The organism is Solwaraspora sp. WMMD1047 (assembly GCF_029626155.1).
Classification (GTDB): Bacteria; Actinomycetota; Actinomycetes; order Mycobacteriales; family Micromonosporaceae; genus WMMD1047.
This window is the reverse complement of the sequence record NZ_JARUBL010000001.1, coordinates 3327088-3353598: the sequence shown is the minus strand read 5'-3', so window position 1 is coordinate 3353598 and position 26511 is coordinate 3327088. Positions and strand designations below refer to the sequence as shown.

Annotated in this window: 19 protein-coding genes and 1 pseudogene; 3 read left to right on the top strand and 17 right to left on the bottom strand. The window is 70.5% G+C overall.

The window, feature by feature from the left end; all coding sequences use genetic code 11:
* Window positions 1-121 precede the first annotated feature (121 nt).
* Complete coding sequence (locus tag O7627_RS15290; RefSeq protein ID WP_278094172.1) at window positions 122-2833, top strand: tetratricopeptide repeat protein; 2712 nt, start codon at window positions 122-124, stop codon at window positions 2831-2833.
* 21 nt (window positions 2834-2854) lie between these two features.
* On the opposite strand, the gene O7627_RS15285 is transcribed toward O7627_RS15290, so the two are convergent.
* From O7627_RS15285 to O7627_RS15240, 10 genes are all read right to left on the bottom strand, one after another.
* Window positions 2855-3352: a YcxB family protein gene (locus O7627_RS15285; RefSeq protein ID WP_278094171.1), complete on the bottom strand. Its 498-nt coding sequence runs from the start codon at window positions 3350-3352 to the stop codon at window positions 2855-2857.
* A gap of 68 nt (window positions 3353-3420) precedes the next feature.
* The gene (locus tag O7627_RS15280) at window positions 3421-3576 is read right to left on the bottom strand and encodes a hypothetical protein (RefSeq protein WP_278094170.1); all 156 of its coding nucleotides are present in this window, start codon (window positions 3574-3576) and stop codon (window positions 3421-3423) included.
* 97 nt (window positions 3577-3673) lie between these two features.
* On the bottom strand, window positions 3674-4699 hold the full coding sequence (locus tag O7627_RS15275) for a phosphotransferase family protein (RefSeq protein WP_278094169.1): 1026 nt from the start codon (window positions 4697-4699) through the stop codon (window positions 3674-3676).
* On the bottom strand, window positions 4696-5487 hold the full coding sequence (locus tag O7627_RS15270) for an SDR family oxidoreductase (RefSeq protein WP_278094168.1): 792 nt from the start codon (window positions 5485-5487) through the stop codon (window positions 4696-4698). Before O7627_RS15270 ends, O7627_RS15275 begins: the two co-directional genes overlap by 4 nt.
* Window positions 5484-6113: a TetR/AcrR family transcriptional regulator gene (locus O7627_RS15265; protein WP_278094167.1), complete on the bottom strand. Its 630-nt coding sequence runs from the start codon at window positions 6111-6113 to the stop codon at window positions 5484-5486. The genes O7627_RS15270 and O7627_RS15265 overlap by 4 nt, the downstream gene beginning before the upstream one ends.
* Window positions 6114-6172: 59 nt before the next feature.
* Window positions 6173-8152, bottom strand: coding sequence for an acetoacetate--CoA ligase (locus tag O7627_RS15260; RefSeq protein ID WP_278094166.1), 1980 nt, complete (start codon window positions 8150-8152; stop codon window positions 6173-6175).
* A complete protein-coding gene (locus O7627_RS15255; RefSeq protein WP_278094165.1) occupies window positions 8149-9354 on the bottom strand; it encodes an ABC transporter permease in 1206 nt (401 codons plus the stop codon). Before O7627_RS15255 ends, O7627_RS15260 begins: the two co-directional genes overlap by 4 nt.
* A 13-nt stretch (window positions 9355-9367) precedes the next feature.
* Window positions 9368-10171 (bottom strand): ATP-binding cassette domain-containing protein, encoded by an 804-nt coding sequence (locus O7627_RS15250; RefSeq protein ID WP_278094164.1) that lies wholly within the window; start codon window positions 10169-10171, stop codon window positions 9368-9370.
* Between the two features lie 81 nt (window positions 10172-10252).
* Entirely contained in the window at window positions 10253-11392 is a 1140-nt protein-coding gene (locus O7627_RS15245) for a substrate-binding domain-containing protein (protein ID WP_278094163.1), read from the bottom strand.
* Between the two features lie 49 nt (window positions 11393-11441).
* Window positions 11442-13235 carry an NAD(P)/FAD-dependent oxidoreductase gene (locus tag O7627_RS15240; protein WP_278094162.1) on the bottom strand — a complete coding sequence of 598 codons (1794 nt, stop codon included), beginning with the start codon at window positions 13233-13235 and terminating at the stop codon, window positions 11442-11444.
* Between the two features lie 162 nt (window positions 13236-13397).
* Here O7627_RS15240 and O7627_RS15235 point away from each other — a divergent pair, with 162 nt between their 5' ends.
* Entirely contained in the window at window positions 13398-14603 is a 1206-nt protein-coding gene (locus O7627_RS15235; protein WP_278094161.1) for an acyl-CoA dehydrogenase family protein, read from the top strand.
* Between the two features lie 155 nt (window positions 14604-14758).
* Here O7627_RS15235 and O7627_RS15230 read toward each other — a convergent pair whose 3' ends face one another.
* Together O7627_RS15230 and O7627_RS15225 are read right to left on the bottom strand one after the other, a co-directional pair.
* Window positions 14759-16165, bottom strand: coding sequence for a PHB depolymerase family esterase (locus tag O7627_RS15230; protein WP_278094160.1), 1407 nt, complete (start codon window positions 16163-16165; stop codon window positions 14759-14761).
* Window positions 16166-16317: 152 nt separating this feature from the next.
* Entirely contained in the window at window positions 16318-17652 is a 1335-nt protein-coding gene (locus O7627_RS15225) for a ricin-type beta-trefoil lectin domain protein (protein WP_278094159.1), read from the bottom strand.
* 372 nt (window positions 17653-18024) lie between these two features.
* Between O7627_RS15225 and O7627_RS15220 the strand changes: the two are divergent.
* Window positions 18025-18138 (top strand): annotated as a pseudogene (locus O7627_RS15220) (LysR family transcriptional regulator); the annotation flags it as partial.
* 310 nt (window positions 18139-18448) lie between these two features.
* Here the strand turns inward: O7627_RS15220 and O7627_RS15215 are convergent.
* The 5 genes from O7627_RS15215 to O7627_RS15195 all read right to left on the bottom strand — a co-directional run bounded on the left by O7627_RS15215 (window position 18449) and on the right by O7627_RS15195 (window position 26505).
* Window positions 18449-19816 carry an endo-1,4-beta-xylanase gene (locus O7627_RS15215; protein ID WP_278094157.1) on the bottom strand — a complete coding sequence of 456 codons (1368 nt, stop codon included), beginning with the start codon at window positions 19814-19816 and terminating at the stop codon, window positions 18449-18451.
* A gap of 856 nt (window positions 19817-20672) precedes the next feature.
* A complete protein-coding gene (locus tag O7627_RS15210; RefSeq protein WP_278094156.1) occupies window positions 20673-21455 on the bottom strand; it encodes an alpha/beta fold hydrolase in 783 nt (260 codons plus the stop codon).
* 25 nt (window positions 21456-21480) lie between these two features.
* The gene (ccrA, locus tag O7627_RS15205; protein WP_278094155.1) at window positions 21481-22809 is read right to left on the bottom strand and encodes a crotonyl-CoA carboxylase/reductase; all 1329 of its coding nucleotides are present in this window, start codon (window positions 22807-22809) and stop codon (window positions 21481-21483) included.
* A complete protein-coding gene (locus O7627_RS15200; RefSeq protein WP_278094154.1) occupies window positions 22806-25148 on the bottom strand; it encodes a beta-ketoacyl synthase N-terminal-like domain-containing protein in 2343 nt (780 codons plus the stop codon). Before O7627_RS15200 ends, ccrA begins: the two co-directional genes overlap by 4 nt.
* A gap of 52 nt (window positions 25149-25200) precedes the next feature.
* A complete protein-coding gene (locus tag O7627_RS15195; RefSeq protein WP_278094153.1) occupies window positions 25201-26505 on the bottom strand; it encodes an acyltransferase domain-containing protein in 1305 nt (434 codons plus the stop codon).
* Between the last annotated feature and the right edge of the window lie 6 nt (window positions 26506-26511).

The following is a 26511-nucleotide window of genomic DNA, read 5'->3' as shown; positions in this document are numbered from 1 at the left end:
GTGCCCTTTAGCTGAATGGCTTCTCAGCTGCCCGCGGCATGCTTGTCGGTCCACAACACACCTTCTAGTCTCCAAGCTGGATGCCTCCGGGCGGGCGGCACCGGACATCTGGGAGACGTGAATGACCATGGGCGCCGCGGATGAGCTGCTGCGCCAGTACTGTCAGGACCTGCACACGCTCTGGCGACAGGCGGGCGGGCCGAGCCTGCGGACCCTGGGTGGATCGGTCCGGCTGAGCAAGAGCCAGGTCGGCGCCATCCTCAGCGGCCAGATCCGTCGCCCACCCGACTGGGACGTGGTGAAGTCCCTGGTCAGCGCATTCCACCAGTACGCCATGGAGCACGACCGGCTGCGGCACGTCTCGCTGCGGATGGGGGTCGAGGAGTTCTGGCGACCCCGGCACGCCATCATCGAGCAGGCGTTTCGACATCGCCGACCGGCGGTTCCGGCGGTGGCCACCGTCGACGTGGGCGGTCCGCGGCCGGAACGGTCGGCCGTTGCCGGGTCGACCGCGACCGCGGTGCCGACCGCGGTCCCGGCGCCGACCGCAGCCCGGCGGCAGGTGCCGCGGCAGCTGCCGCCGGCGGTTCGCTACTTCACCGGCCGGGAGACCGAGTTGCGCGCCCTGGCCGGGCTGCTGGAGCAGCCCGCCGACGACGTCAACGCCGTGGTGATCACGTCCATCAGCGGCACGGCCGGCGTCGGCAAGACCGCTCTCGCGGTGCACTGGGCACACCAGGTCGCCGACCGGTTCCCGGACGGACAGCTCTACGTGAACCTGCGCGGGTACCATCCCGAGCAGCCGATGGACGCCGACGAGGCGTTGACCGGCTTCCTGACGGCGCTGGGGGTGCCCGACCAGGAACTGCCCCGGGACCTCGAAGGGCGTTCCGCCCGCTTCCGGACCGAGCTCGCCGGGCGGCGGACGCTCATCGTGCTGGACAACGCCTCCTCGGTCGAGCAGGTTCGCCCGCTGCTTCCCGGCACCGGCCAGTGCCTGGTCGTGATCACCAGCCGGGACAGCCTGGGCGGTCTGGTGGCCGTGGACGGGGCGCAGCGCCTCGACCTCGCGACCCTCCCGCTCACCGACGCGGCCGCGCTGTTGCGCCGCCTGATCGGCCGGCGGGCCGAGGTCGAGATCGACGCGGTGCAGGCCCTCGCCCGGCGCTGCGCGCACCTGCCGCTGGCGTTGCGGGTCGCCGCCGAACTGGCCGGCCGCCGGGCAGAGGCGCCGCTGGCCGAGCTGGTCGCGGAGCTCGCCGACGGGCAGCGGCGGCTCGACCTGCTGGCCGCCGGAGGCGACCCGCACGCCGCCGTCACGGCCGTCTTCTCCTGGTCGATGCAGCACCTGCCGACCGCGGCGGCCCGCACCTTCCGCCTGCTCGGCCTGCACCCCGGTGCCGACGTCGACAGCTACGCGGTCGCCGCACTCACCGGCACCGGCCTGACCGCCGCCCGGGACGCGCTCGACCTGCTCGCCCGTGCCCATCTGGTGCACCACACCGGGACCGGGCGGTACGGACTGCACGACCTGCTGCGCGCGTACGCGGCCAGTCTGACGACCGCGTTGGACGACGACCGCGACCAGCGGGCGGCCCGGGACCGATTGTTCGACTACTACCTCGCGGCCACCGCCGAGGCCGTCGCTGGCCTGTATCCGGCTGAGGTCACCGCCCGGCCCAGCGTGGCCCCGGCCACGACGCCCAGCCCGGAGCTCGCCGAGCCGCACGCGGCCAAACAGTGGCTGAACACCGAGCGGTCCACCCTGGCCGCGGTCGCCCGGTACACCGCGTCGCACGGCTGGCCCAACCACACGATCCGGCTCTCGGTGCTGCTCTACCGGTACCTCGACTGCGGGCACTACATCGACGGGCTGGTCGTCCACCAGCACGCGCTGCGCGCCGCCCGGCAGGCCGGTGACCTCGTCGGGCAGGCCCACGCGTTGGCCGGGATCGGCAACACCGAGCAACGGGTGGGCCGGCACGAGTCGGCCACCGAGCACCTGCGGCAGGCGATCGAGCTGTTCCGCCGCTCAGGGGACGTGGCCGGCGAAGCCAACGCCCAGAACAGCCTCGGCTTCCTCCACTTCGAGCTCGCCCGGTACGACGCCGCCGAGGACTGCTTCGCGCGGGCGCTGAACCTGTTCCGACAGACCGCCAACCTGACCGGGGAAGCCCTGGTCCGCAACAATTTCGGCCTCCTGTACCGGCGGTTGGGTCGGCACGAGGCCGCCGCCGATGACCACCGGCGGGCCCTGGAGCTGGCCCGACGGACCGAGGACTGGACCGCGGAGGCCCTGGCGCTGGACTGTCTCGGCCTCGTCGAACAGCAGTTGGACCGGCACCGCGCCGCCGCCGACCACCACCACCAGGCGCTGGTCCTGACCCGGCGGTACGGCAGCCGGCGCGGTGAGGCACACGTACTCGACAATCTCGGCACCGCCCACATCGGACTCGGCGACCCGGGGCTGGCCCAGCGGTACTTTGAGCAGTCCCTCGCGATCTTCACCGAGATCGGCGAGCACGGTGGCCGGGCCTCGGCGCTCAACGGCCTCGGCGAGGCCGCGCACGCCGCCGGCCGCACCACCACCGCCCTGGCCCACTTCGCCGCCGCCCTCAACGCCGCCACCGTCGCCGGTGCCCGCTACCAGCAGGCCCGCGCGCACACCGGACTCGGGCACGCCCACCACACCCGCGGCGAACCCGGCCGGGCCCGGTACCACTACGAGTACGTCGTCACCCACGCCACCGACCTCGACCTCGCCGAGGCGGAGCGCATCCGCTCCCACGTCGCCGCGCTCGCCGACCACGGACCGGTCAACCGGACGGCCTGACGCTCGACCGGCGGCCCGGTCTCACCGGCTCGGGAGCAGGCCACGCCTGACCAGATGGGCCCGCAACGTCTCGACATCGTCGGCGGACATCAACCGGCGAGGGATGACGGTCGCCGGCATCCGGCCGACGTACACGATCCAGAACTCGGGGGTGTCGCGTACCTGGGAGACCCCGTCCCAGGCGATGCCGCTGGACTCCGTGCCGCTGCGCATCATGATGTTGTCATCGGTGATCTCGTAGGCGCCGTCGACGGCGAACCGGCCGGAGCGGCGCCGGGCGCGCAACCGCACCCACGGCCCGAACAGCATCGACAGCACACCAGCGGTGACCATCGACATCCACACCGGCGCCAGCTGTTCGCCCCACCCGGACCCTCGCGAGGCGACGTAACCGATCACCCCGGTCCCCGCCAGCACCGCCCCGACATAGCCGAATCCACGCAGCCGCTCGCGGCTGAGCGCGGCCGCGACCCGGCCCGGGTAGGCCGGATCGGCGGGGACGTCGAAACGGATGCGCACGCCGAAACGATAGTCGGCCCCGTGAGGACCGACGGCCGCGGCGGCTCCGTTTCCCGGGCCGGGTCAGCTCAGCGCGGGCGACCACTCCCCTTGGCCCGGGAAATCAGCCGCCGGAGCTTCTCCTGGTTGCCCGGCTTCGCCAGCTCCCGCCGGCCCCGGTCGACGACCTGGCGGCCCTGCGGGCTGTTCAGGAAGGACTTGATTCGCTGCACGAGGGATGCCATCTGCACAGCCTACGCCGGGTAGCGGCGACCGGCCCGGAATCGTCCGGATGTGCGCCGGTCCCGGCCACCCGGTCCGCGACCTGACGCCGGCGGTCGGCTACCCCGGCCCCAACGCCCGGAGACCGGCGGCGAGCAGCGCCGGGACGGCCTGCTCGGCGCGGGTCGCGGTCGGGTCGGCCGCGGCGCCCTGCCGGGCCCGGTAGCTGATCCCCTGGGCGATGACGGCCAGCTTGAAGTTGGCGAGCGCCAGGTAGAAGGGCCAGTGGTCGAGGTCCACGCCGCGCCGCCGGGCGTACGCCTCGGCGATGGCGTCGCCGTCCGGCAGCCGGTCACTCGCCCACGCCGCGTCGAGCCCGAGGATGGGGTCCAGCTGCGGCTGACGGTAGACGCACATCAGCGCGACGTCGGTGAACACGTCGCCGACCGTGGCCAGCTCCCAGTCGACCACGGCGAGCACCTTGCTGATGTCGGCGCTGTCGAGAAGCGTGTTGTCGATCCGGTAGTCACCGTGCACCACACCGATCTGCGCCGAGCCCGTCGGCAGGGTGGCGACCAGGCGCAGGTGCAGATCCGTCGCGTCGGCGAGGTCGTGCGTCTTGACCTCGTTCCACTGCCGCCACCAGAGCCGGACCTGGCGCTCCAGGAACCCGTCCGGCCGGCCCAGGCCGCTCAGGCCGACCTCGCGGACGTCGACGGTGTGCAGGTCGGCCAGCACCCGGACCAGCTCCCCGACGCAGGACTCCAGCTCCCGTGCGGAGTAGCCGTCGAGCTGCGCGCGGGTGCGGACCACCTGGCCGGCGATGAAGGCGGTCACCGCGAACGGTGCGCCGATGACGGCCGGGTCCTCGCAGAGGGCCACGGCTGGCGGTACGGGTACCGCGCTGAACTGGAGGGCCTGGATGACCCGCCATTCCCGCGCCACGTCGTGCGCGGACGGGGTGAGGCCGGACAGCGGTGGGCGCCGCACCACCCAGCGGTGGGTGCCGTCGGTGACGACGTACGTGAGGTTGGACTTTCCGCCGCTCACCAGTTCGCTGGTGAGCGGCCCGGTCACCGGGACGCGGCGGCTTTCGAGGAAGGTCCGCACCCCCCGCACGTCGAGCACCGGTGGAACGGCCGTCATGCCTGATATCCCCTGGTCCCGGCGCGGCTGATCACGATCTCGTTGATCACGCTGCGCGGTGACATGTCGACGAGTGCGGTCACCGCCGTGACGACGTCGTCGATCGGGATCATCGTCTCCGGCGGTACCGCGTCGCGGACCCACGCGGTCATGTCGGTGTCGACATACCCGGGAGCGATCGCCGTCGCGGTCACACCCTCCGCCGATTCCTCGGCGTTGAGCCCCCGGCACAGGGCCAGCAGCGCGGCCTTGGTGGCACCGTAGACGGCGAGGGACGGCTCGGTGTAGACCCCGACGATCGAGGCCAGGGCGATCACCCGCGCTCCCCGGGACGGGCGCCGCCGGGCCGCGGCCCGCAGCAGCGGCAGGGCCTGGCTGACAAGTACGAACGGGGCGCGGGTGTTGATCGCGAACAGCTTGTCGTACCGCGCGGTCGGGTAGCCGTGCAGCGACCCGGCCGAGCCCACCCCCGCCGCCAGGACGAGGGCGTCCATGCCGTCGTGTCCGGCGGCGTGTGCCGCGACGGCGGCGGCCGGCGCGTCGGGCGCGGCCAGGTCGACCGCGACCGTCTCGACCTGCGCCGCCCCGGCCGCCGACAGCTCGGCCGCCGCGGCGGCCAGCCGGGCCGGGTCGCGGGCCACCAGGGTCAGGCGCCAGCCCCGCTCGGCCAGTGCGAGCGCGATACCGCGCCCGATGCCGCGGGACGCGCCGGTGACCAGGGCGGACCGGGTCGGCTCGTGGTCGCTCGCCGGCGACCGCCCGGCCCGGCTGGCGGGCTCCGTGGTCATCGCGGCGTTCCAGGGGTGGTCTGGTCGCTGATGCCGACGATCGAACGCGCGATGGTCAGGTAGCGGTCGAGGAGGGCGTCGACCGGGAGCGTTCCGTCCGGCCGGTACCACGACGCGACCCCCACGCAGAGCGAGGCGATGGCCCGGCTCGCGTCCTTCGGGTAGGCCGTGGTGAAGACCCCGTCCCGTACGCCGTCGAGGATCACCCGGTCGAGCATGCGCTGCTGCTCGTCGCGTTTGGCCACGTAGCGTTCCCGGTTGCCGGTCTCCAGGCTGCGCAGCTCCGCCGTCGACACCATGGCGCCGGTGCGCCGGTACATGTGGAACCGCAGCAGCGATTCGACCAACGCGTCGAACTGCGAGCGGGGATCGGGGGGTGCGGTCGCCAGCGCCTGCCGGCTGCGGATCAGCAGCTCATCGATGATGGACGTCATCAGGTCGAAGAGGATGTCCTGCTTGGACGGGTAGTAGTGGTAGACGCCGGGCACGGAGAAGCCGGACCGGCGGGCCAGGTCGCGGGTCGTCGTGCCGTGGTATCCGTGCTCGTAGAAGGCGTGCAGGGCGGCGTCGAGGATGCGGGAGAATTCGAGCGGCCCGTACTCCCGCCAGTCGGACTCGGCAGACATCGGCTGGGTCGTCACCTCTCTCGTCGTGGGCCCGGCGGGGTGGCGCGGGGTTGGTCGGCTCACGGCGCACCCCGCCTGGTGCGGACCGCCAGGATCAGCGCGTCGAGGGCCGCCGGGTCGTCGATGGCTCCCCGGTCGATCACCCGGCCGGGATCGGCGCCCTGCAGGATGCGTTTGACCGGGACCTCGAGCCGCTTGCCGGTCTTCGTGTGGGGCAGCCGAGCAACGACTATCACGTCGTCCGGCACGTGTCGGGGCGACGTCCGCTCGGCGATGCGCCGCCGGACCAGGGCGCCCAGGTCAGCCGGTCTCCCGGCCCCGTTCGGGACCACGAACAGCGGCAGCCAGTATCCGCCGTCCGGCTCCTCGACGCCGACCACGAGGGCGTCCGCCACCTGTGGCAGGTCGCTGAGGGCCGCGTAGATCTCCGCGGAGCCCAGCCGGACACCGTGCCGGTTGATTGTCGCGTCCGAACGCCCGAGGATCACGAGGGTGCCACGCTCCGTCATCATGGTCAGATCCCCGTGTCGCCACACGCCGGGAAACATATCGAAGTAGGTCTCCCGAAGTTTCCGGCTGTCGGGGTCGTCCCAGAAGCGCAGCGGCATCGACGGCATCGGCTCGGTGATCACCATCTCCCCCGGCACGCCGACCGGCGCCGCCGACCCGTCAGCGTTCCAGACCCCGACCGCCGCGCCCAACGCGGGGGCGCTGATCTCACCGTCGTACACCGGGGTGGTGGGGGCGCTGCCGACGAAGATCCCGACGATGTCGGTACCCCCGCTCATCGAGCCGAGTTGGACCCGGGCGCTGACCCGCTCCCGGAACCATTCGTTCGTGCTGGCCGGCAGCACCGATCCGGTCACGCCGACCAGCCGCAGCGCCGACAGGTCCAGGTCCCGGCCCGGTTCCAGGCCGGCCCGCTGGGAGGCTTCGAGATACCCCGGGCTGGTGCCGAACACCCCGACCCCGAGTTCGGCGACCAGCCGCCACAGCGCGTCGGTCCCCGGCGATGTCGGCCGGCCGTCGTAGAGGACGATGGTCGCGCCGTGCAGCAGCCCGCAGACCTGGGCGTTCCACATCATCCAGTTCGGGGTGGTGAACCAGAAGAAAACCTCCCCGGTACGCAGGTCCAGATGCAGGCCCGGGGAGACCAACTGCTCCAGCAGCGCTCCCCCGTGCCCGTGGACGATGCCCTTGGGCTTGCCCGTCGTACCGGAGGTGAACAGCACCCAGAGCGGGTGGTCGAAGCTCACGGCGGCACCGTCCGGGTGGGGTTCGGCGGCGAGCGCGTCCGCCCAGGTGCTGGTGTCCGGTCCGGTCGCCGGATTGGCCAGCCCCGCGGTCTCGACGGTGATGGTGTGACGCAGCCCGGGCAGCAGGTCGCGCAGCTCCCGCGCCGCGGCCCGGCGGTCGTGCACCTTCCCGCCGAACCGGTAGCCCGAACCGGCGATCAGCACCCGGGGTGACAGCTGCGCCATCCGGTCCGCGGCCGAGGGCGCCGCGTAGTCGAGGCCGGTCTGCGCCCACACCGCGCCGACCAGGGCGGTCGCCGCGAAGGCCACCACCCCTTCGACGCAGTTGGGCAGATAGGCGGCGACCCGGTCACCGGGTTCGACCCCGAGTGCCCGCAGTCGCCCGGCGACGGCGGCAGCCCGGGCACGCAGCGCGGCGTAGCTGAGCGACGACCGTTCGCCCGTCTCCGCGACCAGGATCACCGCGTCCTGGTCGTCGTCGCCGGCGCGCAGCAGGTGCCGGCCGAAGTTGAGGGTGCCGCCCGGGAACCAGACCGCGCCGGGCATCCGGCGTTCGGGGAGCGCGCCGCGCGGCGGGGTGTCCCAGTCCACCTCGAAGAAGTCGGCGACCGCGGCCCAGAATTCCCCGGGCGACGCCACGGACCAGGCGTGCAGGGCGCGGTAGTCGGTCACGTCGTCGAGCCGCGCCCGGCCCTGCGCGACGAGCCACGCCGCGAACCGGACGATCCGGCTCTGCCGGACGTGGGCCGGATCCGGCCGCCAGCTCGGCTCGACGGTGGTCATCGCCGCCCCGGCAGGAGGGAGCCGCGGGTGAGGACCACGTCGACGGCGACGGCGATGATGAGTACCGCCCCGGTAGCGAAGAACTGCACCTCCGTCGAGAGCCCCAGCAGCTGCACGCCGTTGCTGATCGAGCCAATGACCAGTGCGCCGAGCAACGCCGACCAGATCGAACCGCGGCCGCCGAAGAGGCTGGTGCCGCCGACGACGGCCGCCGCGATCGCGTTCAACATCAGCGGACCGGAGCCGGAGGTGACCGAGACGCCGAGTTGGCGGGAGGCGTCGACCATGCCCGCGACCGCCGCGCACGCGCCGAGGATGAGGAAGGAGTAGAGCACCATCCGCCGGACCGGGATGCCGGCCCGCTGGGCCGCCTCGCGATCGCCGCCGACCGCGTACAGGTGGATGCCGTAGCGGGTCTGGGTGGTGACGTACCAGGCGACCAGCAGCATGACCGCGAGGATCAGCACCGGCATCGGCAGGCCCCGCTGCCGGGTCAGCGTGTAGACCCCGCCGAACAGCACGACGGCGACCAGCCCGGCGGGTACGGCGACCGTGGCCAGCGAGGTGAGCGAGCCCGTCGACAGCCGCTCCCGGTGCTGGAACAGCCGGTACGCCGCGAACGCCAGGGTCGCCACCGCCGCCAGCGCGTAGCTCGTGCCCGCCGGGACCGCCGTGCTCGCGATCTTCGCGAACGGGGTGCCCGCCACGCTGATCGTGAACTCCGGCGGGAGCACGACGAGGATAAGGCCCTGGAGGATCACCATGCCGCCCAGCGTGACGATCAGCGAGGGTACGCCGAACATGATCACCTGGGCCTCGACGAACGTCACGGCCATCCCCGCCACCACCGCCGCCGCGATGCCGACGGGCAGCGGCAGACCGCTGTTGACGGTCAGCCCGGCGGCCACCGCCGCGCAGACCCCGGACAGCACGGCCGAGGAGAGGTCGATCTCGCCGACCAGCAGCACGAAGACCACCCCCAGGGCGAGGATCGCCGTCGTCACGATCTGCAGCGTGAGATTCGTGATGTTCTGGAAGCTGAGGTACGCCGAGCTCTGGCTGTAGAAGAAGGTCCAGATGACCGCCAGCACGACCAGCACGGGGATGCTCCGGTGTCCCCGCGCCGCCGTCTCGATCGCCCGGCTGGCCCGGGTACGGTGCACGGTCGGCGCGCCGGCCGGCGGTGATGTCGAGATGCTCACAGCTCTTCCGTCCTCAATCGTCGCCGGACTCGTGCGCACCGGTCATCGCGCTGACCAGGTCCGACGGCGTGTAGCCGCCGCGGTGGAACTCGGCGACCCTGGTGCCGAGCCGCAGCACCACGACCCGGTCGGCGATCTGCCGCACGTCCCGCATGTCGTGTGAGATCACCACCACGCCCCGCCCCTGCTCGCGGAGCCGGCGGATCAGGTCCAGTACCTCGCCGCGCTGGGAGACGCCGAGGGCCGCGGTCGGTTCGTCGAGGATCACCACCGCCGGGTCGCTGATCAGCGCGCGGCAGATCGCGATGCCCTGCCGCTGGCCGCCGGAGAGGGTGACCACCGGAGCGGTGAGCGAGCGGAGCTTCACCGACAGCGAATCCAGCACCCGGCGGGCCTGCTCCTCCATCAGGTGGCGGCGAACCCGGCGGCCGGACCAGGCCGAGCCGCACCGCTCCTGCCCCAGGAAGAGGTTCTGCACGGCGTCGAGGTTGTCGCAGAGTGACAGGTCCTGGAAGACGGTCCGGATACCCGCCTCGGCGGCGGCCCGCGGTGAGTCCAGCCGGGCGGCCGTGCCGCGTACCCGGATCTCGCCGGTGTCCGGCGACTCCACCCCGGACACGATCTTGACAAGGGTGGACTTGCCCGCGCCGTTGTCGCCGATGAGCGCGACCACCTCACCCTGGTCCACCGAGAGGTCGACCTCGTGCAACGCCCGCACCCCGCCGAAGTGCTTCGAGATGCTCGTGAGCGCGAGCAGGGGGGTGGGTCCCGGCCCGCCGGGCGGATCGGGAAGCTGCGGTTCACTGTCCACGGTCATGGCGTCCTCCGCGCGGGCGGTCGGCGACTGCCGACCGCCCGCCGCCGTTGGGTCGGGTCACTTGTTCCTGGTCTGGCAGGGTTACTTGTTCCTGGTCTGGCAGGTTTCGGTGTCCGCTGCCGGACCCGTGCAGATCTGCGCCCAGGTGAACATGCCGAGGTCGACGGCCTGCTGGACCGCGTCGCCGGGGTCCTTGCCTTCTTCGAGGTGGATGAGCGTCGCGTCGAGCTTGGCCGTGGGCACCTGCATCGCCCCGTTGTCGATCGTGTCCTTGACCAGGTCGGCCGGGGGCTGCTGGCCGCCGATCGCGGCGACCGCGATCTTCGCCGCCGCCTCCGCCTGCACCGAGAACGCCTTGAGCACGTTGTCCTGCTGGTCACCGGTGAGCATGTACTGCAGGCCGGTCAGCTCGGGGTTCTGGCCGCCGTACACCGGGATGTCAAGGTTCTTGCCCTTGAGCGCCGCAATGATGCCCGCCGTGATGCCGTCGTAGAACCCGAGGAACCCGGCGACGCCGTTCTGCGTCCTGGTGAGACACTGCTCGGTTGCTCTGGTCGCGTTGTCCGGTGCCCAGTCCTTGATGTAGTCCTCACAGACCACCTCGATGTCGCCGCTGCGGATGAGCGGGTCGAGCACCTTGTTCTGCCCGGCGAGCATCTGGGTGGTGTAGACGTCGCCCTTGTTGCCGTACTGCCGGGCGATCTTGACCGGCTTGGCGCCGAGCGCCCCGCTGGCCACCTGCTCGGCGAAGTAGGTGGCCTGTTGGGTACCGACCTTCTCCGGATCGAAGATCACCTGAGCGTAGAGGGTGCCCTGCACCGGCGGGTTCTCGTACCCGATCACGGGAACCTCCGCCTGCTCGGCGGCCTGGAGCAGACCCGCGCTGGTGTTCGGATCGGCCGCGACCACGACAAGCGCGTCGGCACCGGCGGCGATCGCGGCGTTGGCCTGCGCGAGCTGCTGGTTGGAGTCGCCGCCGGCGTTGACGAACTTGACCTCGACGCTCGGGTCCAGCGCCTTGATCGCCTTCTCGAACGCCGGGCCGTCCTGCTGGATGTACCGGGTGGGGGTCGTGTTGGGGGCCATGAAGTAGACGAGCTTCGCATCGGCACCGGTACCGGCGTCCGGGTCGTCGCCGCCACAGGCCGAGATCAGAAGAACACTGGCGGAGGCGCCGGCGACGAGCGCGCGACGGACGGCGCCATGGGGATGACGTTTCACTTGGAGACTCCTCTGCTGGACTTTCCACGCCTGACGGGGGAAGGAGGCGCTACTCCGGCGCCGCACCCGGCCGGGGCAGCGCGATGCCCGCCTGCTTCGCGGTGATCTGTAGGGCCAGGTGCTTGGAGTAGATGCGGACCCACGCCAGCGGCCCGCCCATGTACCAGAACGCCGGATGCCCGGTACGCCGGTACAGTCCACCGAGTTCGCCGTCCTCGCCGACGCCGAGGACGAGCGGAAGCCGGTCGGCGACCACGTCGCCGAAGAGCCGGCGAGCCGTCTCGCGCATGTTCCGGTATCCGGTCGCGAGCACGACGAGGTCGGCCGCCAGGGTCCGGCCGTCCTCCAGACGGATGCCGTCGGGGGTGAACTCCGCCAGCCCGGATCCCTGGGCGAGCTTGATCTTCCCGTCGGCGATGAGCCGCGAACAGCCCACGTCGATGTAGTAGCCGCCGCCGTACGCCAACGCGTAGCCCATCAGTCCCGTACCGTCGGGGCCGTCGTTGCGCTTGAACCCGACCGCGTCGAGCGCGGCGAGCAGGTCGGCGTCCTTCCTGGCGGTCTCCCGCACGCCCTCCTTGGCCAGCTCGAGCACCAGCGGCCACGGCGTACCGCTGGCCAGCAGGTCGGCGTAGCTGGTCGGCGGGCCGCCCTCGACGAAGTTGCTGCCGAAGATGGCCGGGATGCCGTGCTCCTGGCTGATGATGTGCGTCGACGAGCGTTGGACGAGCGTGACGTCCGCGCCCGCCTCGTAGAGGTCCTGGGCGATGTCGTGGCCGCTGTTGCAGGCGCCGACCACGACGGCCTTCCGGCCGGCCCAGCGGGTGGCCGAGCCGTGCTGGCTGGAGTGGTAGCTGGTGCCGGTGAAGCGCTCGCGCCCCGGCACGGCCGGAATGTTCGGCTCCCCGGCGGCGCCGGTGGCGAGGATGACGTCGCGCGGACGCAGTTCCCGCTCGCCGTCGGGCGTGCGCACCCGCAGGGTCCACCGCCCGCTCGCCTCGTCGTAGTCGCTGGCGGTCAGCTCCGCCGACGTCCAGACGTTGAGCTCCATCGCCGAGGCGTACGACTCGAACCAGTCGGCGATCTTGTCCTTCGGGCAGTAGACCGGCCACGACTCGGGGTAGGGCAGGTACGGAAGGTGATCGGCCCAGACCGGGTCGTGCAGGACCAGTGAGTGGTAGCGCTTGCGCCACCCGTCGCCGACCCGCTCGCTCTTCTCCAGGATCAGCGTGTCGACGCCCATCAGGCCGAGATTGGCGGCGACCGACAGACCGCCCTGCCCGGCGCCGATGACGACCACGTCCGGATCGGTGTCGGCGTACCGCAGCTTCTCCTGCCGCTCGTCCCGCCAGTTGCGGCCGCCGGCGGCCGGGGTGTGCCGGGGCCCCTTCGACCGGTGGGGTCCGATCGCCCGCTCGTGCCCGCGCAGGTCGTCGAGTTCGGTGAGCACGGTCCAGGCGACCCAGTCGCCGTCCTGCCGGCGGAGCCGGACGGCGCCCCGCCCGTATCCGGTCGGGGTCTGGAAGGTGACGAAGCCTTCGATCAGCTCGTCGGCGTCGCCCTGGAACCGCGGCCCGAACTCGGTGACCATCCGGATGCCGGTGCAGGATCCGGGCGCCAGGTGCTCGCCCAGCATCGCCGCGACCCGGTCCCGGCCGTGGTAGGTGCCGAGGTCCCCGGTGAGCGCGAGCAGGTCGCGCCACCAGCAGTCGGTGGCCAGCAGCGCGGCGGTTGCCGCCGCGTCGGCGGCCTCGATCGCCGGCGCGAGCCGATCCAGCCAGGCGGCGAAGGTGGCCGCCGCCGTGGCCTCGGCCGCGATGGCCTGATGCGTCTGGGTCGCCATTGACGCGCCCTCCCGTCCGTACCATCCTGTGACAGTCCGAGCGCTCGCTCGGTAGCCAAGAGTGTGGACCTCGAACCGGGTGACGAGCAACACTCCCGCGAAACTTTTTCGCAACGAGATCGTCACAAGCTCGCCGACCCGATTCGCCGGAAGCGAGGGGCCATGACCAGCCAGATCGACGACCTGGTGGCGCGTACGCGCGCCTTCATCGAGACACATGTGAACCCGGTCGAGGACGAGTTCGACGGGGACGTCGCCGCCGCCGGCGGCGAGCGGCTGCGCATCGACCTCCAGGAGAAGGCGCGCGCGGCGGGCGTCTTCGCGCCGCACGCGCCACCCGGGTACGGCGGCCTCGGCCTCGGCATGGAGCAGCGCGCCCCGGTCTTCGAGGCGGCCGGACGTTCCCTGTTCGGCCCGCTGGCGCTCAACATCAACGCACCCGACGAGGGCAACCTCCATCTGCTCGACCGGGTGGCATCCGAACGGCAGCGGGAGCGCTACCTCGCGCCCCTGGCCCGCGGGGACCAGCGCTCGGCCTTCGCGATGACCGAGCCGCCACCCGGCGCCGGCTCGGATCCCGGCGCACTGCGCACGACCGCCCGCCGCGACGGCGACGGGTGGTTGGTCAACGGTCGCAAGAAGTTCATCACCGGCGCCGACGGCGCCGGCTTCCTCATCGTGATGGCCCGGACCAGCGGCGAGCCGGACTCCACCGGCGGCGCCACCATGTTCCTGGTGCCGGCGGACCGGCCCGGGATCCGGGTGGTCCGACATGTGGCCACAATGGACAGGTCAATGCTGGGCGGTCACTGTGAACTCGACCTTGTCGACGTCAGGGTCGGGCCGGACGACGTACTCGGTGCCGTCGACAGGGGATTCCAGCACGCCCAGGTCCGGCTCGGGCCGGCCCGCCTGACCCACGTGATGCGGTGGCTCGGCGCGGCCCAGCGGGCCCACGAGACCGCGGTGCTCTACGCCAGCGAGCGGTCCATCTTCGGCGGACCGCTCGCCCGGCAGGGGATGGTCGAGCTCATGATCGCGGACAACGAGATCGACCTCGCCGCGACCCGCTCCCTGCTGCTCACCGCGTGCCGGGTCCTGGACGCCGGCGGTGCCGGTCGCGAGGAGACCTCGCTGGCCAAGGTCTTCGGGGCCGAGGCGCTGCACCGCGTCGCCGACCGCGCCGTCCAGATCTGCGGCGGAGCCGGTGTCTCAGCCGATCTGCCGGTCGCCCGGATCGCCCGCGAGATCAGGCCGTTCCGGATCTATGACGGCCCGTCGGAGGTCCACCGCATGTCACTGGCCCGGCGGGCCGTGCGCCGGTACGGCCGGCCGGACAGGCGGCCGCCGGCATCCGCGCCGGGTTGAGCAGCGGAACTCCCGGCCCGCCTCGGCGAGTGGGCGGGCCCGGCGTCCTGCCGGGCCCGCCCGTTTCGTCCGGTCGGTCTCAGGTGGGTCGGATCTCGCCTGTGGTGCTCGGATCCGTACACCCTCGATCGAGGTTGGGCATCAGCTGCGCATGATCATCGTGCGGCGAGGTTGAATCGCTGATTGGTCTGTCCATGGCAGTCGTAGAGCTGGACCTGCGCCCCGTTGGAGGTGCTCCAGACATCCAGGCAGCGCCCGGACTGCACGTTGCTGATCGTGCCGTTGGAGTTGACGTTCCACTGCTGGTTGGTCTGGCCGTGACAGCTGTAGATCTGGACTGCCGCGCCGTTGCCCGAACCGGCCGCGTCCAGACACATGTTGCCGTACACCTGCAGTTGTCTGTTCGAGGTATACGTCCAGGACTGGTTGGTCTGCCCGTGGCAGTCGTAGAGCTGCACCCGGGTGCCGTTGTTGCGCGACGAGTTGGGCACGTCGATGCACCGGTTCGACTGCGTGTGGACGATCTGACCGGCCGAGCCCGGAGGACTCGTCGGCGGAGGTGTCGTCGGCGGCGGCGTGGTGGGCGGGGTCGTCGGAGTGGCCGTGGGCGTCGGCGTCGGCGGGGTGGGCGGTGTGGTTGGGGTGGTGCGGTCGAGGCCGAAGAACCCGATGGCGGCGCGGGCCATGCCGGTGGAGGGCAGGCTGTGTCCGGCGCCTTGGATGGCGTATGCCTCGACCTGGGTGCCGAAGCGGCGGCGGTTCCAGTTGGCCTGGGGTGTGTCGGTGGAGGTGGGGGTCTGGCTCAGGCCGTGGACGTTGGTCCACTGCTCGACGGATTCCTGCAGCAGGGAGTACGGGACGAGGGTGTCGTTGGTGCCGTGCCAGAGTTGGATGGGTGGCCGGCGGCCGGTGTAGCCGGGGTAGGCCTGGCGGACGAGGTCGCCCCACTGCTGGGGGGTGCGGTTCATGCTGCCGTTGGTGCAGGAGCCGCCGGGTGGGTAGTCGGCGGCGCTGGCGAAGCAGTTGAACGGCACGCCCATGAAGGAGGCGCCGGCCTGGAACAGGTCGGGGTAGACGGCGAGCATGTGTTGGGTCATCATGCCGCCGGATGAGCTGCCGGTGGCGTAGACGCGGTTGATGTCGCCGTTGTGTTGCTGCCGCGCGTAGTTGATCATGGATTCGATCGAGACCGGGTCACTACCCCCACCCCGACGCTTCGACGCGGCCGACCAGGTGTCGAAGCACCTGCCGAAACCGGCCTCCTGCATCGCGGACGGGTAGATGACGATGAACCCGTACTGGTTGGACAGCGACGCGAACTCACTACCGGAGTAGAAACCGGGACCCGAACCGCCGCAGCCGTGCATCGCCACCACGATCGCCGGGCTGGCGGGGCGGTTGTCCGGCACGTAGATGTGCATCCGCATGCCGCCCGGATTGTTACCGAAGTTCGTCACCTCGACCAGCGACGCCGCCGACGCCGGCGACGACAGGGCAATGCCGCCGACCGCGAGGAACAGGGCACTGACCAACCCGGCCAGCACCGCTCTGGTTCTTCTCACGAGCACCCTCCATCGATAGTTGTTTATTTTTACACTAGACACTCCCCTGACGACCGTCAATCCGATGTCGAATGTTCGCGCGCCGCGAGAAGCGGCTCAGGCAGGACGAGCCCGGTCCGGCTCGGGGCTGCCGAGCCGGACCGGGCGGAGCCTCATCGCGCGACGAGGTTGAACCGTTGGTTGGGCTGACCGTGGCAGTCGTAGAGCTGGACCTGCGCCCCGTTCGACGTGCTCCAGACATCCAGGCAGCGCCCGGACTGCACACCACTGATCGTCCCGTTGGAGTTCAGGTTCCACTGCTGGTTGGTCTGGCTGTGGCAGCTGTAGATCTGCACCGCCGCGCCGTTACCCGAACCCGCCGCGTCCAGACACATGTTGCCGTACACCTGCAGTTGCCTGTTCGCGGTGTACGTCCAGGACTGGTTCGCCTGCCCGTGGCAGTCATACAGCTGCACCCGGGTCCCGTTGCTACTGGACGAGTTCGGCACGTCGACGCACCGGTTCGACTGCGCGTTCACGAGCTGACCAGCCGAACCGGGCGGACTCGTCGGCGGCGGAGTCGTCGGCGGTGGGGTCGTCGGCGGTGGGGTGGTCGGCGGCGTGGTCGGAGTGGCGGTGGGGCCGGGCGTCGTGGTCGGCGGCGTGGTGGGCAGCAGGGGGCAGGTGCTGCGGTAGGTGACCACGCCGGAGTTGTCGAGCAGGGGGCAGAGGAACTGGCTGTAGCGGGTGTCGTTGTCGATGAACATCTTGACGAACGGGAGCATGGTGCGGATCAGGACGGGGTTGGAGCGGCCGACCATGAAGCCGTGGTCGCCACCGGCTACTTCGAGGTAGGCGCTTTCGGTGGTGGCCGGGAGGCTGTTGTAGAGGTTGAGGGCGTAGGAGGGGGTGACGACGGTGTCGGCCTGCCCGGAGATGATCATGGTGGGTACGCGGTCGTTGGCGAGGTTCTGCGACGGGGAGTAGGGGGTGATGCCGACGGCCGCCTTGAGGGAGGTGCGGCGGATGGCGGCGCTGAGTGCGCCGCCGCCGCCCATGGAGTGGCCGGAGACGGCCAGGCGGGTGGGGTCGACGCGGTCGCGGACGGGGCTCTGTTGGGTGAGGTAGTCCAGGGCGGCGAGGAGTTGGGTGCCGCGGGCGGTGTCGAAGTCGTTGCGGCTGTTGGTTTCGATGCCGATGACGACGAAGCCGTGGGAGGCCAGCCAGGGTCCCATCCAGGCCAGTTCGGCGGAGAACAGGGCGGTGTAGCCGGGTGAGATGGCGATGGCGCCGAAGGTGCCCTGGCTGGTGTCGGTGGGGTAGTAGATCCGGCCGCCGTTGAAGCCGTACCCGGTCGGGACGCTGACCGAGGTGTTGGCGAACGGGCCCCGTTCGGCGGCGACGCTGGTCCGGGTGGGGTCCGGACCCCGCTGGTACGGGTTGTCCGCGGCCGATGCCGACCCGGTGGTGGTGACCACCAGGGCGAACAGCCCGACGGCGGTCGCCATCCCGGCCGCGGCGAGCTTGATCAGCCGTCCCCGAGCGCCCGCGGGCGCTCGGTCGGCAGGGGCACCCCCCGAGGGTGGTGGTTGGTGTGGGTGTTCTCGCACTGTCGGTACCTCCTGGTGGTGGTGGTGGCGTGTGAGGAGCGGACGGGCTCCCGCGTTGTGCCGACCCGGCCCGTCCCGGCCTTGGTCGATCGTCAGTGCCGATGAGCAGCCCCACCCGTGACCCGTCCGCCACGAGATCGTGTTACCGCTCACACTCATCGATGGATCTCAGGCTACAGAAACCTGCCGGTATGGCAAGCGGTAGTTTCGGTGAATGACCGATAGTTTCGGTCTCGGCGGCCGAGAGCGTTTCGGGTACAGGTTCGGCGGGTGGATGTGGCCGCCGCCTGCCGGGCCTTCCTCGCCGTCAGCGGCCACGGCAGCTTCACCTCCGGGGCGGCCGCGGCGGGCATCCCCGAGTCGGTGGCCCGTCGCCGGGTCGCCGGCAGGACGCCCGGGAGCAACTGCGCATCGCGTACGATCCGGTGACCGGCATGGGTGCCGATGCCTTCGCCGCGCGGGCCGCCCGAGAGCTGCGCGCCACCGGCGAGCACCCGTGCAGCCGGACCGCGCAACCGACCGATGCGCTCACCGCCCAGGAACTCCCCATCGCGCGCCTGACTGGCCGTCCCGCCCCGGGGGACCAGATGGCCCGAAAGGCTGGCCCGAGACCTCGGGCCAGCCTTTCGATCTGCGGCTCTGCCGGCTGGACCGCTCGATCAGCCGGCGACGATGATGGCGTACCTCTTGGTCGTCATGCTCTTGCCCACCGCTGGTTGGCGGCGCCGTGACAGCTCCACACGATCACGGCGGAACCGTTGGCGGTGCCGGCACCGTTGACGTCCAGGCACAAGCCGGTCTGGGCGTTGCTGATCGTGCCGTTGCCGTTGAAGACCCATTGCTGGTTCGCGCCGCCACTGCAGTCCCAGATCTGCAGCTGGGTACCCGCGGCGGCATTGGGGGGAGCGTCCAGGCACTTGCCCAGCACCTGCAGCGCCCGTCCGTTCTGGACGAACTGCTGGTTGGCGTTGCTGTGGCAGTCCCAGATGATCATCTGTCCGCCATTTGTTGAGCTGGCACCATTGACGTCCAGGCACCGGCCGGACCCCTCGTTGCGCAGCCGGTTCCCGGTCGGGCTCGGGGTCGACCCGCCGTTGAGGGCGTTGAGGGTGGTGTCGTAGGCGGGTTTCTTGTTGCCGTTGCAGTCGAAGAGCAGGGCGTTGTCGGAGCCGCGCCAGGAGTCGCAGTCGCGTACGCCCCAGACGGTGATGCCGGTGCAGCGGGTGACGTTCATGCAGGCGCGGGTGACGGCGGCGTAGATGTTGGCCTGGTTGCCGCCCTGCATGACGTCGAGTTCGGTGATCTGGACGTCGACGCCGAGGTCGGCGAAGCGTTGCAGGTTGGCCTGGTAGTCGCTGGCCAGGGTGGTGCCGAGGTGGGACTGGAAGCCGACGCAGTCGATCGGCACGCCGCGGGCTTTGAAGTCGCGGACCATGTTGTAGATGCCGGTGGACTTGGCGTTGATGCCGTCGGTGTTGTAGTCGTTGTAACACAGTTTGGCGGCGGGGTCGGCGGTGCGGGCGGCGCGGAACGCGGCTTCGATCCAGTCGTTGCCGGTGCGTTGCAGGTTGGAGTCGCGTCGGCCGCCGCTGCCGCCGTCGGCGAAGGCTTCGTTGACCACGTCCCAGGAGTGGATCTGGCCGCGGAAGTGGGTGGCGACCTGGGTGACGTGGTTGATGGCGGCGTTGCGTAGGTCGGTGCCGGACAGTCCTTCGGCCCAGCGGGGTTGTTGGGCGTGCCAGAGCAGGGCGTGGCCGCGGACGGTCATGCCGTTGGCGCGGGCGTGGTTGACGATGCGGTCACCGCCGCTGTAGTTGAACACCCCGCGTTGGGGTTCGGTCGCGTCCCATTTCATCTCGTTCTCGGCCACGAGACTGTTGAACTCGCGGTTCAGGATGGTCAGGTAGGTGCTGTTGGAGAACTTCCCGGTCGCCACCGCCGCACCGAAGTAACGACCCTTCTCCGCCGCGGCCGCCCGCAGGGTCGTACCCGCACTGGCCGTACCGGGGAACGCCAGCGACGTGGCGACCACCAGCATTCCGGCAACGACCACGGTCCGCATTGCTCTGGTCCGCGGCCACCCCCGGGAAGAACCGCTCAATTGGGTGAAGACTTTCATGGATGCACACCTCTCGAAGTCGAGCCGACTCGCTGCGTTAGCGCTAACATCACCAGCCGCATGGGATGTCCGCCCGCACGAGCCCGGGACGGAGAACGCTGAACATTGACCCACATGACATTGCCATATCGTTACCGCGTTCTCAAGCGAGAAACATCGATACCGAGCCCGGCCGCCGCATGATCTCTGGCCCGCATGACTATCAATGCCCGCACTTCTCCATCGCATTCCCGGCAGCTGACCAGAAACGCGGAAGAGGCCCGACAGATTCTATTGTCGACCATGACCAGGCACCGTGTTAAACCACCACCTCCATCATTTTCGGCGCAAGCGTTGCCAACGGGATCGGAGTTCGACACGGAGAGCGGGCCATACCGCGGGGTATCGGACGCCACCCGCGGTTCGGACTCCGCCGGTGCGGGGCGCCGGGCGATCGGCGCACCAACCGAGGTTGAACCGGAGCCCATCCCCCTCGACTCGGAGGCGTCAGTACATATGACGTATCATGTCTATCTGAGGAACTCTAGAGCGAGTTCGGTCTTCCCGTCAAGCGAGGATCGTCGATCTATGCTGGTTCGACTCACAGCTCGATCGCATGCTCACGCCGATGACGACGCCCGTCTCGGACGACGGGGACGCGCAGACAGAGGACCTGGAGCAGGTCGACACTCCGGCGGGCCCGCGGACGAGGACACCACCGGTCAGACGCTCATCGACGCCGTGGCTCCACCTACACCTTCGCGCGGATCGACGTGCTCACCCCGGCCCGCAGGCACTGAGACGGACTTCGACGCAGGCCCTAACCCGCATAATCAAGGCGCGAGCTGCGCAGGGCGTCCGTGATGACGCCGGCAACCTCCGCGCGGCAATCGTCGATGAAGAAGTGTCCGCCGGGGAACACCCTCAGCGTGAACCCACCGGTGGTGAACGCCGCCCACTCCTGTGCCTCCGACACGGTCACCTTGGGGTCGTCCTTCCCGGTGAGCACCGTCATCGGGCAGGTCAGCGGCGGCCCGGCGGTGATGGAGTAGGTCTCCACGGCGCGGTAGTCACTGCGCACGGCGGACAGCATCAGGGTGAGCAGGTCAGGATCCTCGATCAGGCGCCGGTCGGTGCCGCCGACGGTGAGCATCTCCCGCACCAGCCCGGCGTCGTCCTCCAGGTGAATCCACTCGTCCCGGTGTGTGGACGGGGCGCGACGGCCGGACACGCACACCCAGGACGGCCGCGCGTTGCCATCCGACTCGCAGCGCCGCGCGACCTCGAAGGCAAGCAACCCTCCCATGCTGTGGCCGAACAGGGCGAAGGGACGGTCCAGGAGGGGCAACAGCGCCTCGTGAATGCGATCGGCGAGCAGCGGGATGCTCTCGATACACGGTTCGCGGTACCGGTCCTGCCGACCCGGATACTGAACCCCGAGCACCCCGATCTCGGACGGCAGGATTCGGGCCAGGGGGAAGAAGCAGCTCGCCCCGGCTCCGGCGTGCGGGAAGCAGACGAGCCGGACGGCATCCCGCTCGCCGCGTGGGTCCTCCTGCCGGTAGCGTCGCACCCAGCCGCCGAAGTCCATCGGGCCCCTCACACGCGTCTCCCTTCCATCCCTACCCTCAGCCAGCCTGAAACAGATTGATCTGGTCGAGCTTGCGGGCCCTCAGCTCGTGGTCGCGCACGCCCATCCCGGTCTGACCGGCGAGGCACAGCACGCCGACCTTGCCGTGGTGCAGATTGCGGGACACGTCGTGGGTGGCATCGCCGGTGGCGTCGAGGGGATAGGTCCGTGAGAGCACAGGGTGGACGTTGCCGCGTACGACCAGATCATTGGCGGCCCATGCCTCCCGGTAGTTCGCCATGTGCGACCCGATGATGCGCTTGACATGCATCCACAGGAAGCGGTTGTCGTAGGTGTGCTCGTAACCGGTGGTGGAGGCACAGGTGACAACGCGTCCGCCGCGGGCGACCACCATGACGCTGACGCCGAAGGTGTCCCGGCCGGGGTGCTCGATGACAATGTCCGGGTCGTCCCCGACCAGGTTGCGGATGGCGCTGCGGAAGCGACCCCATTCGCCGAGGCGCGGACGGTTCTGGTCGTCCCAGAAGGTGTAGTTGTCCGCGGAGCGGTCGATGACGAACTCCGCCCCCATCCGCCGGCACAGCTCGGCCTTGGCCGCGGATGACACGACGCAGATGGGAATCGCCCCGCCGTTGACCGCCAGCTGGGTCACGAACGCTCCCAGGCCACCGGCGGCGCCCCAGATCAGGACACGCTCACCCTGCTTCATGTTCGCACCGTGGTGCGACACCAACTGACGGTACGCGGTGGACAGGCACACTCCCAGGCAGGCCGCCTCCTCCCAGGTGAGGTGGGCCGGTTTCGGCATCAGCTGATTCGCCTTGACCAGCGATATCTCGGCCAGGCCGCCGAAGTTCGTCTCATACCCCCACACCCGCTGGCCGGGGTCGAGCAGGGTGTCGTCATGTCCGCCCGGGGTCTGCAGGTCCGGCTGCAGGCAGTGCACGACCACCTCGTCACCGGGCTTCCACTCCCGTACGCCCGGTCCGGTGCGCAGCACCACTCCGGACAGGTCGGAGCCGAGCACATGGTACGGCAGGTCGTGCCGCGCCCCTTCCGGCGAGAGCCGGCCGAGCGTACGCAGGAACCGAAACGTGGGGACGGGCTCGAACAGCGCCGACCACACGGTGTTGTAGTTGATCGAGCTGGCCATTACCGCGATGAGGACTTCGCCGTGCTCCAGCGCCGGCGTCGGCACCTCCTGCACGTGCACCGTCTTGCGGGGGTCACGCTGGTCGACCGGCGTGCCGGCCAGGGCCCGCTGTTCCTCCGCGAGGGTGACCGCGGCGCGGAAGGTCTCCGGAACCTCGCACCCGGCGATGGCCTTCGGGTCGTCGGTGGTCGCGGCGTCGCGCAGTTGGCTCATCGGCTGTTCCTTGTCGTCGGATGACCCTTGGCGGTGGGAGAGAGCGTGATGACCGGTCCTGCCTCGTCGGATTTCGGACCCACCACGGCGTGGTCACCTCCGGCGTACACCGCACGGAGCACGGCGAGGACGCCGTCGGCACCGAGGAAGGTCATCCCCTGCAGGCCGCTTCCGATCGGGGAGGTGTGCGGCGGGTGGGGCGTGGTGGACCAGGTCGAGGTGAGGCGGGCCAGGGGGTCGAGACCGTGTGCCAGCGCCACGGACTCCCGGCTCAGCGCCATCAGGAAGGCGCCCTCCGCGACTCGCTCCGGGTCGACGCCGATCAGGCTGGCGAAATCAGGTCTGCTCGTGGGGCTGACGCCGAGCACCAGCGCCATGTCCAGCTCCTGCCACGCCAGTAACCGCACAGCGGTGTGCACGGCGGTGAGTCCGCTGGTGCTGCCGGTGTCCGTCAGCATCGTGCCGCCACCCAGGTCGTGCCGATTGGCGATCCGGGCCGCGATGATGTTCGGCAGCAGTCCGGGCAGCGTGTCCTTGGTGGTCGGCGGGGTGGTGGACCGCAACTCGTTGAGGAATTCGTCGAACGCCGTGCGGTCGGCGCCGTCGAGCAGGTCGGCGACCTCGGCGGCGTAGCACCGTACGAGGTTGTCCGCTCCGGACACCGGCGGCCCGGAGGTGGCGGCGACGACTCCGGTCGAGGCACGCATTGAGGACCACAGCTCGCCGTGCTCGGCGATGAAGAGCGCCATCGTGCGCAGTGCCATCAACTGCGCCGGGTCGGTGGCGCGCACCGTGGGCGGGGGAAGCCGCATGTCCTCGAACGGCGGGGCGGGATAACTTGCGCCGAAAGTACGTGGGCCCGGAACCGGACCACCGCGGACGAACCGTGCCAGTTCCTCGGTGTCCGGGTCTCCGGGCAGATGAGCGGTCCAGGCGAGGAGCACCACCGGGTCGCTGTCCCCGATCACGGCAGACCGGGCGGAGCCGGCCGGGGCCCGGTCGCCAATCAACAGGTGGGCGTTGGTTCCACCGAAGCCGAACGCGGAAACACCCCCTATCCTGGACCGCCGGTCGTCGCGGGGCCAGGGGGTTTCGACCACGGGCACGCACACGCCCCTGCCGGACTCCGCGGCGGGGGCGGGCTCGGCGAAACGGTGCTGCGCGGGGATTTTCTCCTGCCGGAGCGCCATCAGCAGCTCGATCACCGACACGGCTCCCGAACTCCACGCGCTGTGGCCGAACAGGGATTTGTGGGAGCTGCACCGGAGAGTCACCGGCCGCGACGCGTCCGCGAGCGTCCGCAACTCCACCGCATCGCCGACCGTGGTGCCCGTCCCGTGCGCGACCACCCAGTCGATGTCGTCCGCGGTCACACCGGCGTCCCGCCAGGCGAGGTCGAGACAGCGACGCTGGCCGTTCGGATTGGGGGCGTAGATCGCGGTGCCCCGTCCGTCCGCCGAGCCGCCGAAGCCCAGCAGGACGCCGAGCACCGGGTCCGCGTCAGCGAGGGCCCGGTCCAGACGCTTGAGCGCCACAACGGCGGCTCCGTCGGAGAACAGGGTCCCGTCCGCGTCCCGGTCGAAAACACGGACGTCGCCGCTGCGGGTCAGCCCGCGCAGCTTGGCGAAGGTGATGTTGTAGCGCGGCGAGACGCCCGACACCCCGCCGCAGTAGGCGATGTCGCAGTCGCCGGCGAGAAGGCTCCTGGCGCCGAGCGCGATCGTGTACAGCGAGGAGGAGCAGGCCGCGTCGACGACGGCGAACTCGCAGTCGTCGGGCAGGAGCCCGGTCGCCGCGGTACGGGCGACGCGGTGCGGCAGGGTGTCCATCGGGGTCGCGCCGCCGTGCCCGTAGTGCCGTTGCAGCAGACCGCGCAGCCTCTCCCGGTCCGTCCCGTTCTGGCCGGCGGGGCCGACGCCAGGCCGGTGCTCGGCGGTATGCAGGGCGACGGACTCGATCAGGGCCGCCTCGTCGGTGCGTTGTCCGGCAAGGGTGCTGCTGCCCACGTAGTACGCGTACCGGTCGGTCCCCCGGGCGGTGCAGGTGTCACCCGCCTGCAAGAGGCAGTGGCGCAGCCAGACGGGGTTCTGCTCCCCGGTGTCGAAGGTGCCGGCAGCGATCTCCCGCGCCAGCCGCGGATGCGGCCGGAAGTTGTGCAGGAACCCCGAGACCCGGCTGTAGCTGCGGTCCTGGGCATCCGCATCGGCCGACCAGAAATTCTCCAGCGCATAACGTTGTCGCGGTTCGTCGAACACCGGACTGCCGCCGCACACCAGCTTCCAGAACTCTTCCGGGTCGCTCGCCCCCGGCACGGCGATGCCCATTCCGACCACGGCCACGCCGTCACCGTGTGCTGGGATGGCTGCCGGACCCGGAGAACTCATGCCGGAGTCACCGTTGTCCCGCCGTGGTGGCGACGCGCTCCCGGACCAGACCAGCGACGAACGCGGCGAGTTCGGCGACCGTGGAGTATCCTGCCGGATCGCCCTCGTGGAATCGGTCCTCCAGGCCGTACCGTTGAAGCGAACGTTCGAGCAACTCGCTCAGGGTCAGGGAGTCGGCGCCGAGGTCGGCAGTGAAGTCCGCGGTGTCGGTGATCACCTCCACCGGATACTCGAGGAGTTCGGCGCAGACGGTCCGTACCGTTTCGAGGATCTCCGCATCGGTGTGGGTTACGGACCTCGTGTCGGCCTTCTCCTGGGCGGGGCCGGCGTCGCCGGCGGCCTGCGGCAGCAGGGGCCCGAGCAGGGAGGTCAGCTCGGCCGCGGTCAGCACCTGGCGCAGCGGTGCCACGGTGATCGCTGTCGGCAGGATCACGGGCACGATTCTGTTCAGAATATCCAGCGGACCGCACTCCACGAACGTCGTCACGCCGTCGTCGTGCAGAGCACGCACGGCCTCGTGGAAGCGCACCGGCCGGATCATGTCCCGCACCATGAGGTCGACGATGTCGTCCGCCGCGGTCAGGTAACGGCCCAGACCGTGTGAGAAGAAGACGCGCTCGCGGGGTGCGGACCTCGGTATGGTGCGTAGTGCCGCAGCATACAATTCGCTCGCGTCGGTCAATTGCGGGACGTGGAAGGAACTCGCGACGCGCAGCCGGGATCTGCGAATACCCGCCTTTTCCGCCGCGTTCTGCACCTTTGCCAGGTCAATTTCGTCGCCGCTGACCACCGTCTGTTCCGGCGAGTTGTGTGCCGAGACGGCAACTGCCCGTGCACCCGCGGAGGCGATCAGTTCCTTGGCCTGCACGGGACCGACGTTGACGGCCAACATGCCACCCGGCGGCGGCGGCGCCTTGCGCAGTGCGGCGTGGCGCTCGCAGACAGCCCTGGTCGCGGCGGCCGGCGTGAGGACTCCGGCGACGGCGAGTGCCGCGAACTCGCCGAGGCTGTGTCCCATGACGTGGTCGGGCCGGATCTCCCACTTCTCCTCGAGAAGCTGCGCGAAGGCGATCGAGGTCGCGAGCGTCGCCACGTCGAGGCGCTCGTGGTCGGAGCGCAACAGCGACCCCAGCGCGGGCGCGTCAGACGAGAAGAGCAGGGGTTCGACGGGCTTGTACCCGAAGTCTTCGGCGGCGGCGTCTATCTCGGCCACACAGTTCATGATCCGTCCGGAGTCCACCCCCAGGCGAGCGAAGACCCCCGGCAGATATGCCCCTTGGCCGGGGAAAAGGAACACCACCCGATCGCTCATGTCATC

Coding starts and splice junctions, on each gene's coding strand:
- O7627_RS15265 (WP_278094167.1), bottom strand. CDS start 6,113: ATGTCTGCCGAGTCCGACTGGCGGGAGTACGGGCCGCTCGAATTCTCC.
- O7627_RS15260 (WP_278094166.1), bottom strand. CDS start 8,152: ATGACCACCGTCGAGCCGAGCTGGCGGCCGGATCCGGCCCACGTCCGG.
- O7627_RS15275 (WP_278094169.1), bottom strand. CDS start 4,699: ATGACGGCCGTTCCACCGGTGCTCGACGTGCGGGGGGTGCGGACCTTC.
- O7627_RS15235 (WP_278094161.1), top strand. CDS start 13,398: ATGACCAGCCAGATCGACGACCTGGTGGCGCGTACGCGCGCCTTCATC.
- O7627_RS15290 (WP_278094172.1), top strand. CDS start 122: ATGACCATGGGCGCCGCGGATGAGCTGCTGCGCCAGTACTGTCAGGAC.
- O7627_RS15225 (WP_278094159.1), bottom strand. CDS start 17,652: ATGGCGACCGCCGTCGGGCTGTTCGCCCTGGTGGTCACCACCACCGGG.
- O7627_RS15195 (WP_278094153.1), bottom strand. CDS start 26,505: ATGAGCGATCGGGTGGTGTTCCTTTTCCCCGGCCAAGGGGCATATCTG.
- O7627_RS15250 (WP_278094164.1), bottom strand. CDS start 10,171: ATGACCGTGGACAGTGAACCGCAGCTTCCCGATCCGCCCGGCGGGCCG.
- ccrA (WP_278094155.1), bottom strand. CDS start 22,809: ATGAGCCAACTGCGCGACGCCGCGACCACCGACGACCCGAAGGCCATC.
- O7627_RS15280 (WP_278094170.1), bottom strand. CDS start 3,576: ATGGCATCCCTCGTGCAGCGAATCAAGTCCTTCCTGAACAGCCCGCAG.
- O7627_RS15240 (WP_278094162.1), bottom strand. CDS start 13,235: ATGGCGACCCAGACGCATCAGGCCATCGCGGCCGAGGCCACGGCGGCG.
- O7627_RS15215 (WP_278094157.1), bottom strand. CDS start 19,816: ATGCGGACCGTGGTCGTTGCCGGAATGCTGGTGGTCGCCACGTCGCTG.
- O7627_RS15270 (WP_278094168.1), bottom strand. CDS start 5,487: ATGACCACGGAGCCCGCCAGCCGGGCCGGGCGGTCGCCGGCGAGCGAC.